Here is a 15,180-nt window from a genome sequence, read left to right as displayed (position 1 = left end):
TCCTAGTTGTTTATTTGAAAATCTTGTCGAACTTCTCTAAGATTTCTGCACTCTGTTCAGCGATTGCCTTGTCATCCGCAACCATTGCACGAGCGATAATTTCATCTAATGATAATGTGCCTTCCTTCTTAACATCTCCACGGATTGGCATTGTGTCATTCTTTGCAAGAATTTCTTGTCCTTCCTTAGAAAGGATGTAGTCATATAAAGCCTTACCACCTTCTGGGTTTGGTGAGTCTTTGAGTAATGCGATTGGACTAGATACAGCGATTAGGTCCTTTTCTGGATATGTGAAACGAATTGTAGAACCCTTATCTGCTAGAGATTGTGTAACGTAGTCAACACCAATAGCTACCTTATAAGCAGCCGCAGCTACCTTTGTATGTGTAGAAGTTGTACCTGATTCTAATTCAGCACCGTGTTCCTTTAACTTCTCGAAGAATTCAACACCATATTCTGGGTTATTCATCAAGCTAGCTACTAAGTAGAATGTTGTTCCGGATTCACCTGGGTCTGTCATAACGATTTGGCCCTTGAAGTCATCCTTTAATAAGTCTTTCCAAGTCTTTGGAACTTCATTTTCTGGAACTGTGTTTGTATTTGTTGTTAATCCCATAACTACAAGACGTGCGCCTGTATAGAAGTGTTCTGGATCTTTGAACTTTTCGTCGATCTTAGCAGCTTCTGGAGATTCGTAAGCTTCTAAGATTCCCTGTTCCTTGAATGTTACATAGTTGGATGGGTCACCGATCCATACTAAGTCAGTTGCGATTTGACCAGACTGCTTTTCTGTCGCAATCTTTGTTGCAACCTTAGATGTGCCAGCCGCATAGTAGTCTAAAGAATATTCTGGGTGAGCAGCTTCAAATCCTTCCTTTAAAGCTTCTAACTGTTGTTCCTTTAATGAGGAGTACAACATAACCTTTGACTTTCCACCTGAGTTTGTATTTTCAGTTGTTGTTGTGGAAGTTGATGCAGGTTTATTTGTGCATCCAATTAACATTGCGGATGCCGCAAGTAGTAAGAAAAATTTTTTCATGATTTCTTTCCTCCTGAGTTCACTTACTAATCTTATTGTAGGAAGACTAGTGCATATTTAAAACTTAAAAATTGTGATATTATGTGAATATCAAATATTTAAATATCTAGAAAAGTGCCTATTATATGAATGAAACGACGAAATTACAAAACAGTATTGATAGATTACGAAAGCGATTGATCTTAATTATCGCGTTATTTTTTGTCTTTGTTAGTTTACTTTTACTGAAAAATATCAATGATTCTAGAAAAAAGAGTCTGATTGATTATCACCTAAGTACCCAAGAAAGCTTCAAAAACCTGATGGCCCACTCATTGGATACAGTTCGTTATGCCGCATATAATACCTTTTACTCTAGTGAGGCAATTAGTCTTCGTAACGCAACAGATATCTCTCCTACCCAAGCCGCAAAGTACCTACGTACTCTTCATGCGCTAGATAGTACGAATCCATTTATTCATTCGATTTATCTTTTAAATAAATCATCCAGCATAGTCTATACAACCAACTCCGGCTCATATTCGTTAGATCAATTTGATGATCAAGCAGCTTTTACCCCAAACAACCATTTACTAAAACTACGTCAACTTCCAAATAATGTTTGGGTATATACATTACAGTTTACTGGTATTCGTGATACAGACGTTTCCATGGTTGTTAATATTGATGCCTATCTTTTCAATCGTTCCTTATTTAGAGATACAGATGCGACAGAGTTTATCTATGTACCAGAACAAGATACCTATTTCAGTTCCACTGGCAATGCCTACCTACCGATTGAAACATTAAACTTCACTTCTGATAACGATAGTCACTTTAAAACGATTGAGGACTATGTATACTTCTACTCTTACCAACCAGATTACAATCTATATATTGTAAAACAGGTTAAATCAAACAGTATTATCAACCGTTTCTCATCTTATGTTCCTCTATTCTTAGAGATTATCGTGATTAACTTTATCCTGATTGTGATATTAGGTTACTTTATTAATAAGTATTACTACACACCACTTTATGAGATTATGGATAAGTTTGAACTCAAATCCTCGTCCAAAAGCTCTGTAAATAACGCTGTTACACTTTGGATTCACGACCAACAGCACAAGATGGAGGAAGCGACCCACAAAGCGAAACAGGATTATCTAACCAAGTTACTCTTAAACCAAAAACTTCCACTCTTAAGAAATCCACTTGATTTTGATACAACAAAAGATATCTACATCTGTATCTTAGATAGTTTAGCGAACAAACATATTCTCACTTTATTTGGCGAGAAGAAAGAAGTTCATACCATTAACAACCTCTACACTATCATCACTAACGAGGTAGATATTGAGGCACTATCTAGTTACGCAAAATCACATCACATCAAAGTATTCCTAGGCGATGCAAAACCACTCTCGAAAGTCTATACATCATATCAGAAGTTATCCCAACTCTACTTCCTACGTATTCTAGATTCTACAAAATTCTTCTATCGAGAGTCAGATATGCCACACTTCATGACAAACTTCTCTACGATTCAAGAAACCGAACAACGTTTACTCTATACAATCGAACACGGACGTGAGGAAGAAATTACTGCAACTTTCCAAGAGTGGTTTAGTCTCATGAAATCCCTGCATTACAATTCCCTACAATTTTTCTATACAAAACTATATTCCGGCTTACGTGATCGTATCCGTTCTATATCATCTATTCCAAGTTTACCAACATATCAGTTTGAAAATAAATTAAGTACAACAACAGATATCCAAGAGATTAACAGCTACATTCTAAATCTCATGCATGCATATAGTCAGTATCTTGCCAATATGAAAGAAGAAAAGATACTCGATCTAATTTCTAACGCAAAGAATTATATCGACCAACACTTATGTGATACCGATTTAACTGCAGATAGTGTCGCACTATCAATGGATTATAACGCTACATACTTAAACCGTATCTTTAAATCCCAGTATGCAATGTCAATGAAGGAATATATCAATATCAGCCGAGTAGAACTCGCAAAAAAACTACTGATAGAAACCAATTTATCAACGCTAGAAATCTCGTCAAAGCTAGGTCTTGAAAACTCAAATTACTTCTATACGTTCTTCAAAAAACATACAGGTAGTACACCAAATCAATATCGTATCGATAACAAAACATAAGAGCCTAAGCCCTTGTGTTTTTCTTTGACTTATCAACATATAAGTTGTGTCACATTTCAACAATCTTTTATCTTTCTTTTTTCATTTTTATTGTAAAATGATACCGAGCTATTACACAAAAAAGAAGGGGGCTCTTTTATGGAACTAAACTATAGAAAATGTGCAGAAGAAATCTTTGCGACGCTTGGTGGCAAAGAAAACATTATCAGTGCTGCACACTGCGCTACACGCTTACGTCTTGTGATTGCGGACAACAGTAAAGTTGACGTAAAGACATTAGAAAACGTACAGGGTGTCCAAGGCGTATTTAATTCTAGTGGACAATTACAGGTTATTATCGGTACCGGTACTGTGAATAAAGTTTACGATGAATTCATTGCAATCAGCGGAGTAACTGCTGGTAGTAAGGAAGATGTAAAAGCTGCTGCAGCTTCACAAATGCCATGGTGGAAACAATTAATCAAGACACTTGGTGATGTATTCGTACCTATCCTACCAGCTATCGTAGCTGCTGGCTTAATGATGGGTCTTGTAGAAGCGCTAGGTAAGGCAATTCCATCCTTTGCGTCTACTGACTGGTATGCATTCTTAGACATGGCTTCAAATACATCCTTTGCATTCTTACCAGTACTAGTTGCAGTATCAGCAGCACATGTATTTGGTGGAAATATCTTCTTAGGTGCAGTCATCGGACTGATGATGGTTCATCCAGCACTTACAAACGGTTGGAATGCCGCAAATGGATATGATGTTTGGTATCTATTTGGTAAAGGCATTAACATCTTTGGCTATACACTTGGACAAGTCAACCAATTAGGTTACCAAGGACACGTTATCCCAGTTGTCATTGCGGTATGGTTAATGAGTAAGATTGAAATCAAGTTACACAAGATTGTACCTGAAATGATTGACCTATTCGTAACACCACTCACAACTGTCATCGTTACTGCTTTAGCCACATTCATGGTGATTGGTCCTATTTTCGCAACACTTGAAACTTGGGTGTTATCTGCCGCAACAGTGTTAGTTGCAAATCCATTTGGAGCTCTAGCAATGGGTGCTCTATATCCTGTCACAGTTGTCATGGGTCTACATCATATGTACAACACCATTGAGTTAGGTATGCTCAGTACTGGTGCATTAAACACATGGATGCCTATCGCTTCTGCCGCAAACTTTGCACAGTTTGGTGCCTGCTTGGCTGTAGGTCTAAAGACAAAGAACACAAAGCGTAAGACAATTGCTATCCCATCTGCACTCTCTGCTTCCTTAGGTATTACAGAACCAGCTATCTTCGGTGTAAACCTACGCTTGATGAAGCCATTTGTATTCGCTGCAGTTGGTGGTGCAATCGGTGCCTTAGTAGGAGCCATCTTCCACATTGGTGCAACAGCCAACGGTGTAACAGGTATTCCAGGCTACCTCATCGCATCAAACCCACTAACATATACTATCCTGCTACTTGTAGCAGGCGGAACATCCTTTGTACTAACGTTCTTATTCTGGAAAGAAAATGATGGTGAAGAAACAGAAACAACCTCATCTACTCCTGTTCCTGTAACACCACAAGCAGAAACAATTATCACAACAGAAAAAGGTACAGTCCTTTCTCCAGTGAAGGGAAAAGTTATTCCTGCCAGCGAAATCCCAGATCCAGTATTTGCAGGTGAAGCAATGGGTCAATCCGTTGGTATTGTCCCAACAGAAGGAACGGTATACGCTCCATTTGATGGAACAGTGATGATGTTATTCCCTACAAAACACGCAATTGGATTACAATCCAAGGACGGTTTAGAAGTACTCATTCACGTTGGTGTTGATACAGTACAGATGAATGGCGAAGGCTTTGAAGCATTTGTAAAACAAGATGATGTTATCCATGCTGGTGATAAACTAATTACTTTCGACCGTGCTAAGATCAAAGACGCAAATCATCCAGATACTGTGATCGTTGTATTAACAAATAGCGCAAACTTCGAAAAGATTGAGAAGGCCGCATAAATACTTAAAATATTATTTTTGAAAAGATATAGTAATTATTTTCATAAAACTATATCTTTTTTCATATTTTTTACATTTTATATATAAAACTTCGAAAAGAATTTGGTATGATAAGGGCATTATAAAAAGGGGTATATATTATGGAACGTGAAAAACTCTCATCACGCCTCGGCTTTATCTTATTATCCGCAGGTTGTGCAATCGGCTTAGGCAACGTCTGGAGATTCCCGTACATCGTCGGACAATATGGTGGAGCAGCCTTCGTACTAATCTATATTGCATGTTTAATATTACTAGGTCTACCAATTATCATTATGGAATATGCGGTTGGTAGAGGCAGCCAAAAAAGTCTTGCCCTTGCCTTTGATGAATTAGAACCAAAAGGAACCAAGTGGCATATTTATAAATGGTTCGGTATGGGTGGCAACTACTTGCTTGCGATGTACTATACAACTATCACAGGTTGGTTATTACTATACTTCTTTAAGACATTACGTGGAGACTTCAATGGTTTAGACGCATCAGCAGTTGGCGAACAATTTGACAGTCTAATGAACCAACCACTTACAATGTTTATCTTCATGGCAATTACAGTCATACTCTGTTTTGGCATCTGTTCTAAAGGACTACAAAACGGAGTAGAAAAAATCACTTCAAAGATGATGGTTGCCCTACTCATCTTAATGGTAGCACTAGGAATCAACTCCATCTTCTTAAAAGGAGGACAAGCAGGACTAGAATTCTACCTCAAACCAAACCTAGCAGCAATTCAGGAAGTCGGTATCGGTAAAGTTATCTTCGCAGCGCTAGGCCAATCCTTCTTTACACTTAGTATTGGTATTGGTGCAATGACAATCTTCGGCAGCTATATCGATAAAAAACGAGCACTCACTGGTGAAGCATTACACGTACTAGGACTCGATACACTTGTGGCCATCATGGCTGGATTCATTATTTTCCCAGCATGTTTCGCATTTGGTGTAGAACCATCACAAGGACCAAAACTTATATTTGTGACATTACCAAATATATTTAACCACATGTTCTTAGGACAATTATGGGGAGCATTATTCTTCTTATTCATGTCCTTCGCAGCTCTTTCAACAGTTATCGCTATCTTCCAAAATATGATTGGCTTTAGCTCTGATTTAACAAAAGTATCCGTTAAGAAATCCTCACTCATCAACGCAATCGTCATTATTGTATTATCACTACCATGTATATTAGGATTTAATGTATTGCAAAACATTACACCGTTAGGTGCAGGAACAAATATTATGGACTTAGAAGACTTTATCGTTAGTAATAACCTACTACCAATAGGCTGTCTAATCTATCTCCTATTCTGTACAAGCAAATATGGATGGGGCTTTGGTAACTTCCTTGCAGAAGCAAATGAAGGAAAAGGCATCAAATTCCCTAAATGGGCACGCCTATATGTGACCTATATTATTCCACTTATCATCATGTGGATCTTTATCCAGGGATATATCAGCACATTTATGAAATAAACAAAGATAGTATAGAGTTTTCTCTACACTATCTTTCTTTATGAATACTAATTTTAATACTGCATTAATTGTTTACAACCTTGAGTCCTAAACTATTCGCTACTTCTTCTGCCTTTGATCCCTTAGGTGTACGAATCTCGACATCTGGATTAGCACTTGCTGTAAAGTAAAATACATCCGTGATTTCTGTTACACTTGCAGGAATTTCTATATATTTAATTACTTTTGTATTTGCAAATACATTAATTCCAATTTCCTGCATTCCCTCTGGGAACTTAACGAATTCTAGGGAATTGCATCCGTTGAATGCATTATCACCTATACGTTCTAAAGAACTACCTAAATGGATAAATTTTAGATTTACATCAAGAGTAAATGCAGATTTAGAGATAACCCTAACTGTATCTGGTAATACGATTGCCTCGCAAGTTTGTTTATTTGCTAAGCCACGCTCTGCAATCGCAATGACTGGTTTTCCATTAATGGTTTTTGGTACATTGATAACTTTATCTTCAGAACTACAACCATAAATTGCATAACCTTCTTGCCACTCTTCATAAGTGAAGTACTTTTCATCTGTCTCTGGGAAGTCTTTAAAATTCTTTTCAGTTACTTCAGAGTTGTTTGTTGTAGTTGTTGTGTTATTTTCTGTTCCCTTTGTCTCGTTCATAGATGTACTTGTTGTAGTATCTTGTTTTGGTTCTTTAGGTCCACAACCTACTAAACCTGATAAGAGTACTGCTACACATAAGCCTGATAATAATTTTTTGTTCATTATTTCTCCTACTTCTTCTTAACTGTTACTAATTCGTCAAGTAACTCAACTACTCGCTCGTAAGCATCTTCCTTAGACATGTCCTTTGTGTTCTGATACTTGTTGAAGTATGTTAAATATACCTTGTTTACGTTATCTAAATATAAGTAGCCTTCAACATATCCACCGTCTGTTGTATCAACCTTGTTAGTATATAAAGTATAACCCTTATAATCACTCTTAACTAGGTTTTCTTTCTTATCAAACTCTTGGTAATAAGAGTCTACTTCTTCAAGAGTAGTACCATGTTCTGTATTTTTGAAATGCTTAGGTAAGAAAGTTGCCACAAAGATTAACTTATCGTATGAATAAGTATCTGTGTCTTTTTCAAACCCTGTTGCAATTACCTTACCAACATAGTCATTATTGAGTTCATCTGTAGATTTCTTGTATTCCTCATCCCAATAGTGGTCACGTTCTTCTACTTCTTTATTTAAACGGTATCTATCTAAAAGATGTCCATTCTTGTCTACTGTTTGTGCATTGACTGTGTAATTGGTTGGTAATTTAATTGATACATCATAGTCAAAATGTTGCACATTCGGTCCAACTGGATTACCGTCATCACCCATAATACGATTGCCGTTCTCATCAACCATTCTTCCATCATACTCTGCTCCAGATGCTCTTATTTTAAATTCCTCAAGTTTATTCTGTGAAAGAATATCGAATCTTGAAGTGTCTTTTTCTTTTTGTTTCGGTGCTTCTGTTGTAGTCTGTTCGTTTTCATGTTTTGACTCTTTAGGTCCACAGCCTACTAAACCCGACAATAGTACTACTGCACATAGTCCTGTCAATAATTCCTTGTTCATTTTATCTCCTATTTCTTCTTAATTGTAACCAACTCGTCTAAAACCTTTGTTGCTAACTTAACAAGTTCTTCCTGCTTTAAGTCCTTAATATTGTCTGCTATCTTATCTTCTGGTTCGTACTTCACCCAAAGACATGTATGTTCATCTAAGTATAAGAACATATGAACACCTGTAGGAACACCATCTACTGTCTTAACTGGCACAACCTTTAACTTATAGCCTTTATACTCTAACTCTGAAACAGTGGTTTTCTTAGAATCAAGTAGGAAATTATTTTTAGCATCGCTTTCCTCATAATTCTCTGTTGAATAGGTTAAGGATGCCATGAGTGTATCTTCTAAATCAGTATTACTCTTTTCTTTACGCATCCCTGCTTGAATTTTCCATACATGTTCGTTATTTTCAATATCCTCTAACGACATACGGTCATCTTCTCTTACCTTATTATTAGAGTCTATCTTTTCTAATGTATCATTCCAACGAATAGCCTCTTTTACATCATTCTCTCTAATAGAAGTAGCATTTACCCAGTAATTTGTTGGAATTTTAATGGAGATGTCATAGTCTCCTGAATCCATACGGGCTTTCGTTGCCCCATAACCTTTACCCATTCCTCGAAGATGGAAAGTGTCATACTCATCTTGGTGAAAAATGTAATAATCTTCTGACTTGTTGCCATATTTTGATTTTTCACTTGTTGTTTCTTGATTTTTATTTGTGTCCTTTGTTTCTGTTGTTGTATTATTTTCTGTTCCTTTTGTTTCGTTCGTAGATGTACTTGTTGTAGTGTCTTGTTTTGGTTCCTTAGGTCCACATCCTACTAAACCTGATAAGAGTACTGCTGCACATAAGCCTGATAATAGTTTCTTGTTCATACTATTCCCCTTTAGTCATTTACTACTTTAAGCCCTAAGTGATTCGCTACTTCTTCTGCTTTTGATCCTTTAGGTGTATGGATTTCTACATCTGGATTACAGTTTTTTACAAAATAGAATAAGTCTGTAATTTCTGTTACACTTGCTGGAATTGTAATGGATTTAATTGACTCTGTACCCCAGAATACTAATGTTCCAATACTCTTTGTGCCTTCTGGGAAAGTTACTTCTTCAAGAGAACTACATCCATTGAAGATATCATCTTCGACTGTTTCTATTGACTTACCTAAGTGTACATACTTTAGAGATTCATCAATCGCAAATGCAGTTTTCGCAAGATAACGTACTGTATCTGGTAATACGATTGCCTCACAATGTTCCAAGTTCGCAAGACCACGTTCTCCAATTGCGATTACAGGTTTTCCTTTAATTTCCTTTGGTACACGAACAACCTTGTCATCAGAAGTACAACTATAGATAACATAACCTTCTTGCCATTCATCATATGAGAAATATTTTTCATCTGTCTCTGGGAAGTCTTTGAAGTTCTTCTCTGTTACTTCAGAGCTGTTTGTAGTAGTTGTTGCGTTATTTTCAGTTTCCTTTGTTTCTGTAGTTGAAGTACTTGTTGTAGTATCTTGTTTTGGTTCTTTAGGTCCACAACCTACCAAACCTACAAGCATGATTCCTGCACATAATCCTGATAAAAGTTTCTTGTTCATACTATTCCCCTTTAGTCATTTACTACTTTAAGTCCAATACTATTAGCTACTTCTTCTGCTTTAGAACCTTTTGGTGTATGAATTTCTACATCTAAATTAGATGTTGTTCTTCCATAGAAAGCCGCTGTAATTTCTGTGACACTTTCAGGAATTGTGATAGATTTAAGTGATGATGAATACGAAAACACCAAATCACCTATTGACTTTGTACCATTCGGAAATGAGACTGACTCCAATGAACTAGCACCAAGAAAAGCATGATCATCTACCGTTTCCACTCCGGTTCCAAGATCAATATATTTCAACGCTTTGTCATTCACAAAAGCAGATTCGCCTAAATATCTTACTGTATCCGGTAAAACAATTGCCTCGCAATTCTTCAAATTTGCCATGCCACGTTGGCCTATTGCAATGACAGGTTTGCCCTTAATTGTCTTTGGTACACGAACAACCTTGTCATCAGAAGTACAACTATATATTGCGTAGCCTTCTTGCCATTCTTCGTATGTGAAGTACTTTTCATCTGTCTCTGGGAAGTCTTTGAAGTTCTTCTCAGTTACTTCAGAGTTATTTGTTGTAGTTGTATTGTTTTCTGTTTCCTTTGTTTCGTTTGTAGATGTACTTGTTGTAATATCTTGTTTTGGCTCCTTAGGTCCACATCCTACTAAACCCACAAGCATGATTCCTGCACATAATCCTGATAATAGTTTCTTGTTCATACTATTCCCTTTAGTCATTTACTACTTTAAGTCCCATTGTTTGAGCTACTTCTTCTGCTTTTGATCCCTTAGGTGTATGAATTTCTACATCTGGGTTACAGTTATCTACAAAATAGAATATGTCTGTAATCTCTGTTACACTTGCTGGAATTGTAATGGATTTAATTGACCGTGCACCCCAGAATACTAATGTTCCAATACTCTTTGTGCCTTCCGGGAATACAACTGATTCTAATGAACTATCAGAGTTGAAAACATCATCTTCTACTGTTTCTATTGACTTACCAAAGTGGACATACTTTAACTTATTGTCAATCGTAAACGCACCTTTTCCAATATATCGTACTGTATCTGGTAAAACGATTGCCTCACAATGTTTCAAGTTCGCAAGACCACGTTCTCCAATTGCGATAACAGGTTTACCTTTAATTTCCTTTGGTACACGAACAACCTTATCGTCAGAAGTACAACTATAGATAACATAACCTTCTTGCCATTCATCATATGTGAAGTACTTTTCATCTGTCTCTGGGAAGTCTTTAAAGTTCTTCTCAGTTACTTCAGAATTGTTTGTAGTTGTTGCGTTATTTTCAGTTTCCTTTGTTTCTGTAGTTGAAGTACTTGTTGTAGTATCTTGTTTTGGTTGTTTAGGTCCACAGCCTACTAAACCTGATAAGAGTACTGCTGCACATAGACCTGATAATAATTTTTTGTTCATATTATTCCCCTTTAGTCATTTACTACTTTAAGACCTAGACTATTCGCAGCTTCTTCTGCTTTTGATCCTTTTGGTGTATGAATTTCTACATTCTTATTTGAATTTTCCGGGAAGTAGAATAAGTCTGTTATTTCAGTTACACTTTCAGGTATTGTGATCGATTTGATTGATGGTGTGTCTGAAAATACCAATTCACCAATTGATTTTGTTCCTTTCGGAAATACAACAGACTCTAGAGAACTTGCTCCTAAAAATGCGTGATCATCTACAGTTTCTAAAGATGTTCCTAAATAAATGTACTTCAATGCTTTATCTCGACCAAAAGATGACTCTCCAACATATCTTACTGTATCTGGTAAGACGATTGCCTCACATTTTTCAAGATTTGCCATACCACGCTGTGCAATCGCAATGACTGGTTTTCCATTAATGGTTTTTGGTACACGAACAACCTTGTCATCAGAAGTACAACTATAGATAGCATATCCTTCTTGCCACTCTTCATAAGTGAAGTACTTTTCATCTGTCTCTGGGAAGTCTTTGAAGTTCTTCTCAGTTACTTCAGAGTTGTTAGTTGTTGTGTTATTTTCTGTTTCCTTTGTCTCATTTGTAGATGTACTTGTTGTAGTGTCTTGTTTTGGTTCTTTAGGTCCGCAACCTACTAAACCTGATAAGAGTACTGCTGCACATAAGCCCGATAATAGTTTATTGTTCATAATATTCCCCTTTAGTCATTTACTACTTTAAGTCCGATATTATTAGCCACTTCTTCAGCTGCTGATCCTTTTGGTGTATGGATTTCTACATCTGGGTTACAGTTATCCTTAAAATAGAATACATTTGAAATTTCTGTTACACTTGCTGGAATTGTAATGGATTTAATTGATTCTGTACCCCAGAATACTAGTGATCCAATACTCTTTGTACCTTCTGGGAATACCACAGACTCTAAACTGCTATCAGAATTAAATACACCCTTCTCTACAGTTTCTACAGAAGTGCCTAAATAGACATACTTTAACATATCGTCAATTGCACATGCACCTTCTCCAATATACCGTACTGTATCTGGTAATACGATTGCCTCACAGTACTTTAGGTTAGCGAGACCACGTTCTCCAATTGCGATAACAGGTTTACCTTTAATTTCCTTTGGTACACGAACAACCTTATCGTCAGAAGTACAACTATAGATAACATAACCTTCTTGCCATTCATCATATGTGAAGTACTTTTCATCTGTCTCTGGGAAGTCTTTGAAATTCTTCTCAGTTACTTCAGAGTTATTTGTTGTAGTTGTTGTGTTTTTTTCTGTTTCCTTTGTCTCGTTTGTAGATGTACTTGTTGTAGTGTCTTGTTTTGGTTCTTTAGGTCCACAGCCTACTAAACCTACAAGCATGATTCCTGCACATAATCCTGTTAATAATTTCTTGTTCATAAGAATACCCCCTATATTTCATGAATAGTATTAATAATATTTTGTTGTTAATATCAATTAAACTGATTTAATCTTCTCACAATTATATATTGTTGAACACATTGAAATCCTTAAGTCTTTATAATTTTAAGATTATTATCACTTTAATTTTTTCTTAAAAAAATGCCGAAGGCACCACAAATGATATTCACGTGTTTCCTTTCGGCTTTTATTTACGTTTTACTCTTATTGTTTCACAAATTTTAGGATATCTTCATACTTGTATACGCGTAGGTAACTGAGTACACAAATCACAACTACGAGTGTGATGATACTTCCGAAGATACCACGAATGATTCCCAACGCAATTTGATATGCAACAAAAGCTAAAACTGTGTAAATCAAACCGTTTGTAATCTTCTGTCCACCAGTTGCTTGGTATAGATACCACAAACCACCAACCGCAACTGCCAAACACGCAAGAATTAATAAAACTCTAACTGGAGTTAACCAACCTAATGGTGTACATAAGATAACCGCTTTACCGATTGCGGCCGCAAACAACATATTTATTCCAATGCGATATTGATTCATATCATTCCCTCTATCTTTCTATTTCAATAAACGATTCATGTACTTCTTTCGCAACTTCTCGCCCGTCTTTAATCGCTGTTGCGATAGATTGAGGACCCAAATATGCATCCCCTGTTATTAGTACATTTCCTATTGTACTCTGATGTTGACCGGAAGTCAAATTTAATTTTTCATCTAGAACACTAAAGTCTACTTTTTGTCCAATTGCTGCTACAACTAAATCACATGGAATAATATGTTCACTTCCTTCTACTTCATGGGTTGATCTTCTTCCACTTTCATCTGGTTCACCAAGTTCCATTGTAATAACCTTCACACCAGTTACTTTACCATTCTCATCACGCAATACTTCTTTAATATTTTCTAAGAAATGGAATGTAACTCCTTCATTGCGTGCATCTTTGATTTCGCCCTTGTGTGCTGGCATCTCTGCTTCGCTACGACGATAGATGATTTTTACATCATCCATGATACGTACAAGACTTCTTGAACAATCCATCGCAACATTACCACCACCCCATACAACGGCGTGTTTGTAATTCTCTTTGTAAAAATCATGCATGTGCTTAATGTTTAAATCATGCAGTAAAGTTAATCCTGCAACACAGCCACCTTTTGCTTCAAGACCAAACATATTTTCTACTTGGGCACCAATAGCGACTACAATACGGTCAAACTTCTTTTGCAAATCACTGAATAGAATATCTTTTCCTATTGTAGTTTGAAAGTGAAACTGAACACCCGCAGCTGTCAGTTCATCCATCAACTTATCAATAAAATTTATATTGAAGCGAAACTGTGGGATACCCGTATAACAAGCCCCACCTGCACGATCATTCATATCAAATACTTCGACGTCATATTCACCAAGTTTTAAAAGTGTTTGAATACTATATAGGGTTGCAGGTCCTGCACCAATATATGCAATTTTCTTCTTTGACATTTGATTTACCTCTAGTACTACTTATTTTGGTTTGTGCCTTTGATATCTGTCACAAACCACTTACCATCATCTTGTTGTTCAAGTGTAATGACAGAATCCTCATTGGTATACTCCTTGTTTTTGAAATTTTCTGTATATACCGAATAGATATTCTCTACAAGTTTTTCCATCATATACTTTGTAGCAGCTTCTTTGCCATCTTTATTTTGGATCTGTGTTGCTTCGACGGATAGCGTCGCAATCAGTGCCTTGTATTCTTCACCTGTAAAATATTTTCTGATTTCTGTCGTATTTAAGTAGTCCATTGAGAAGATTACTTCATATTTTCTTTCATTTACTTCTTTTACTTCTTTGATCTGCGGATTCTCAAAAGATGCAGTTCTAATTTCCTTTTCAATTTCAGCTAGTTTTTTCTTCGCATCATCAGACAAGTCTGCTGAAGTTGAAAAACCAGTTGGTGTCTTAAAGGATGATTCAATCGCATCACACATCTTTTGAACATCTTCGCTGGATTGTTCCTTTGCTTTTGCTGTATCTCCAGCATCTAATGCATTGATAAATATTTCTGCTGTCTTTTTAGCTTGTGCTTCAGGTGTTGCCTTACCACATCCCGCCAAAACCAATAACATTGTTAACATTAACTTTGTAAATTTCATAATATACCTCACGTTTTTCTGTATTCTACTGTATCATATTTCTGCTCAATATGATTTGAATTCAGTATTGATATTACGTATAATAATTACATCGCCGACATAGCTCAGTTGGTAGAGCAACGCACTCGTAACGCGTAGGTCGCAGGTTCAATTCCTGTTGTCGGCACTATTAGACTAAAAGCATCTCCCTTTGTATGCAT

Annotated in this window: 15 protein-coding genes and 1 tRNA gene; 4 read left to right on the top strand and 12 right to left on the bottom strand. The window is 36.5% G+C overall.

Annotated elements, in window-relative coordinates; translation table 11 throughout:
* Positions 1 to 10: 10 nt before the first annotated feature.
* The gene (locus RYK16_RS06435) at positions 11 to 1,039 is read right to left on the bottom strand and encodes an ABC transporter substrate-binding protein (protein WP_298665116.1); all 1,029 of its coding nucleotides are present in this window, start codon (positions 1,037 to 1,039) and stop codon (positions 11 to 13) included.
* A 125-nt stretch (positions 1,040 to 1,164) separates the two neighbouring features.
* Here RYK16_RS06435 and RYK16_RS06430 point away from each other — a divergent pair, with 125 nt between their 5' ends.
* From RYK16_RS06430 to RYK16_RS06420, 3 genes are all read left to right on the top strand, one after another.
* A complete protein-coding gene (locus tag RYK16_RS06430) occupies positions 1,165 to 3,198 on the top strand; it encodes an AraC family transcriptional regulator (RefSeq protein ID WP_314851443.1) in 2,034 nt (677 codons plus the stop codon).
* 138 nt (positions 3,199 to 3,336) lie between these two features.
* The gene (locus RYK16_RS06425; protein WP_314851442.1) at positions 3,337 to 5,199 is read left to right on the top strand and encodes a glucose PTS transporter subunit IIA; all 1,863 of its coding nucleotides are present in this window, start codon (positions 3,337 to 3,339) and stop codon (positions 5,197 to 5,199) included.
* A 140-nt stretch (positions 5,200 to 5,339) separates the two neighbouring features.
* Positions 5,340 to 6,710 (top strand): sodium-dependent transporter, encoded by a 1,371-nt coding sequence (locus tag RYK16_RS06420; protein ID WP_314851441.1) that lies wholly within the window; start codon positions 5,340 to 5,342, stop codon positions 6,708 to 6,710.
* A gap of 64 nt (positions 6,711 to 6,774) precedes the next feature.
* Here RYK16_RS06420 and RYK16_RS06415 read toward each other — a convergent pair whose 3' ends face one another.
* From RYK16_RS06415 to RYK16_RS06365, 11 genes are all read right to left on the bottom strand, one after another.
* Entirely contained in the window at positions 6,775 to 7,485 is a 711-nt protein-coding gene (locus RYK16_RS06415) for a leucine-rich repeat domain-containing protein (protein ID WP_314851440.1), read from the bottom strand.
* An 8-nt stretch (positions 7,486 to 7,493) separates the two neighbouring features.
* Positions 7,494 to 8,336: a hypothetical protein gene (locus RYK16_RS06410; protein WP_314851439.1), complete on the bottom strand. Its 843-nt coding sequence runs from the start codon at positions 8,334 to 8,336 to the stop codon at positions 7,494 to 7,496.
* Between the two features lie 8 nt (positions 8,337 to 8,344).
* Complete coding sequence (locus RYK16_RS06405; RefSeq protein ID WP_314851438.1) at positions 8,345 to 9,211, bottom strand: hypothetical protein; 867 nt, start codon at positions 9,209 to 9,211, stop codon at positions 8,345 to 8,347.
* 11 nt (positions 9,212 to 9,222) lie between these two features.
* Positions 9,223 to 9,933, bottom strand: coding sequence for a leucine-rich repeat domain-containing protein (locus RYK16_RS06400; protein WP_314851437.1), 711 nt, complete (start codon positions 9,931 to 9,933; stop codon positions 9,223 to 9,225).
* An 11-nt stretch (positions 9,934 to 9,944) separates the two neighbouring features.
* Positions 9,945 to 10,652: a leucine-rich repeat domain-containing protein gene (locus RYK16_RS06395; protein ID WP_314851436.1), complete on the bottom strand. Its 708-nt coding sequence runs from the start codon at positions 10,650 to 10,652 to the stop codon at positions 9,945 to 9,947.
* 10 nt (positions 10,653 to 10,662) lie between these two features.
* Complete coding sequence (locus tag RYK16_RS06390; RefSeq protein WP_314851435.1) at positions 10,663 to 11,370, bottom strand: leucine-rich repeat domain-containing protein; 708 nt, start codon at positions 11,368 to 11,370, stop codon at positions 10,663 to 10,665.
* An 11-nt stretch (positions 11,371 to 11,381) separates the two neighbouring features.
* Positions 11,382 to 12,086, bottom strand: coding sequence for a leucine-rich repeat domain-containing protein (locus tag RYK16_RS06385; RefSeq protein WP_314851434.1), 705 nt, complete (start codon positions 12,084 to 12,086; stop codon positions 11,382 to 11,384).
* Between the two features lie 11 nt (positions 12,087 to 12,097).
* Complete coding sequence (locus RYK16_RS06380) at positions 12,098 to 12,808, bottom strand: leucine-rich repeat domain-containing protein (RefSeq protein WP_314851433.1); 711 nt, start codon at positions 12,806 to 12,808, stop codon at positions 12,098 to 12,100.
* 225 nt (positions 12,809 to 13,033) lie between these two features.
* A complete protein-coding gene (locus RYK16_RS06375; protein ID WP_314851432.1) occupies positions 13,034 to 13,381 on the bottom strand; it encodes a hypothetical protein in 348 nt (115 codons plus the stop codon).
* 10 nt (positions 13,382 to 13,391) lie between these two features.
* A complete protein-coding gene (locus tag RYK16_RS06370) occupies positions 13,392 to 14,324 on the bottom strand; it encodes an FAD-dependent oxidoreductase (RefSeq protein WP_314851431.1) in 933 nt (310 codons plus the stop codon).
* A 17-nt stretch (positions 14,325 to 14,341) separates the two neighbouring features.
* On the bottom strand, positions 14,342 to 14,980 hold the full coding sequence (locus tag RYK16_RS06365) for a hypothetical protein (protein WP_314851430.1): 639 nt from the start codon (positions 14,978 to 14,980) through the stop codon (positions 14,342 to 14,344).
* 93 nt (positions 14,981 to 15,073) lie between these two features.
* Here RYK16_RS06365 and RYK16_RS06360 point away from each other — a divergent pair.
* A tRNA-Thr gene (locus tag RYK16_RS06360) sits at positions 15,074 to 15,146 on the top strand.
* Positions 15,147 to 15,180 lie beyond the last annotated feature (34 nt).

The sequence above is a fragment of the uncultured Solobacterium sp. genome, from assembly GCF_963550625.1.
GTDB lineage: Bacteria > Bacillota_I > Bacilli_A > Erysipelotrichales > Erysipelotrichaceae > Bulleidia.
This window is presented reverse-complemented; position numbering and strand designations above follow the sequence as displayed.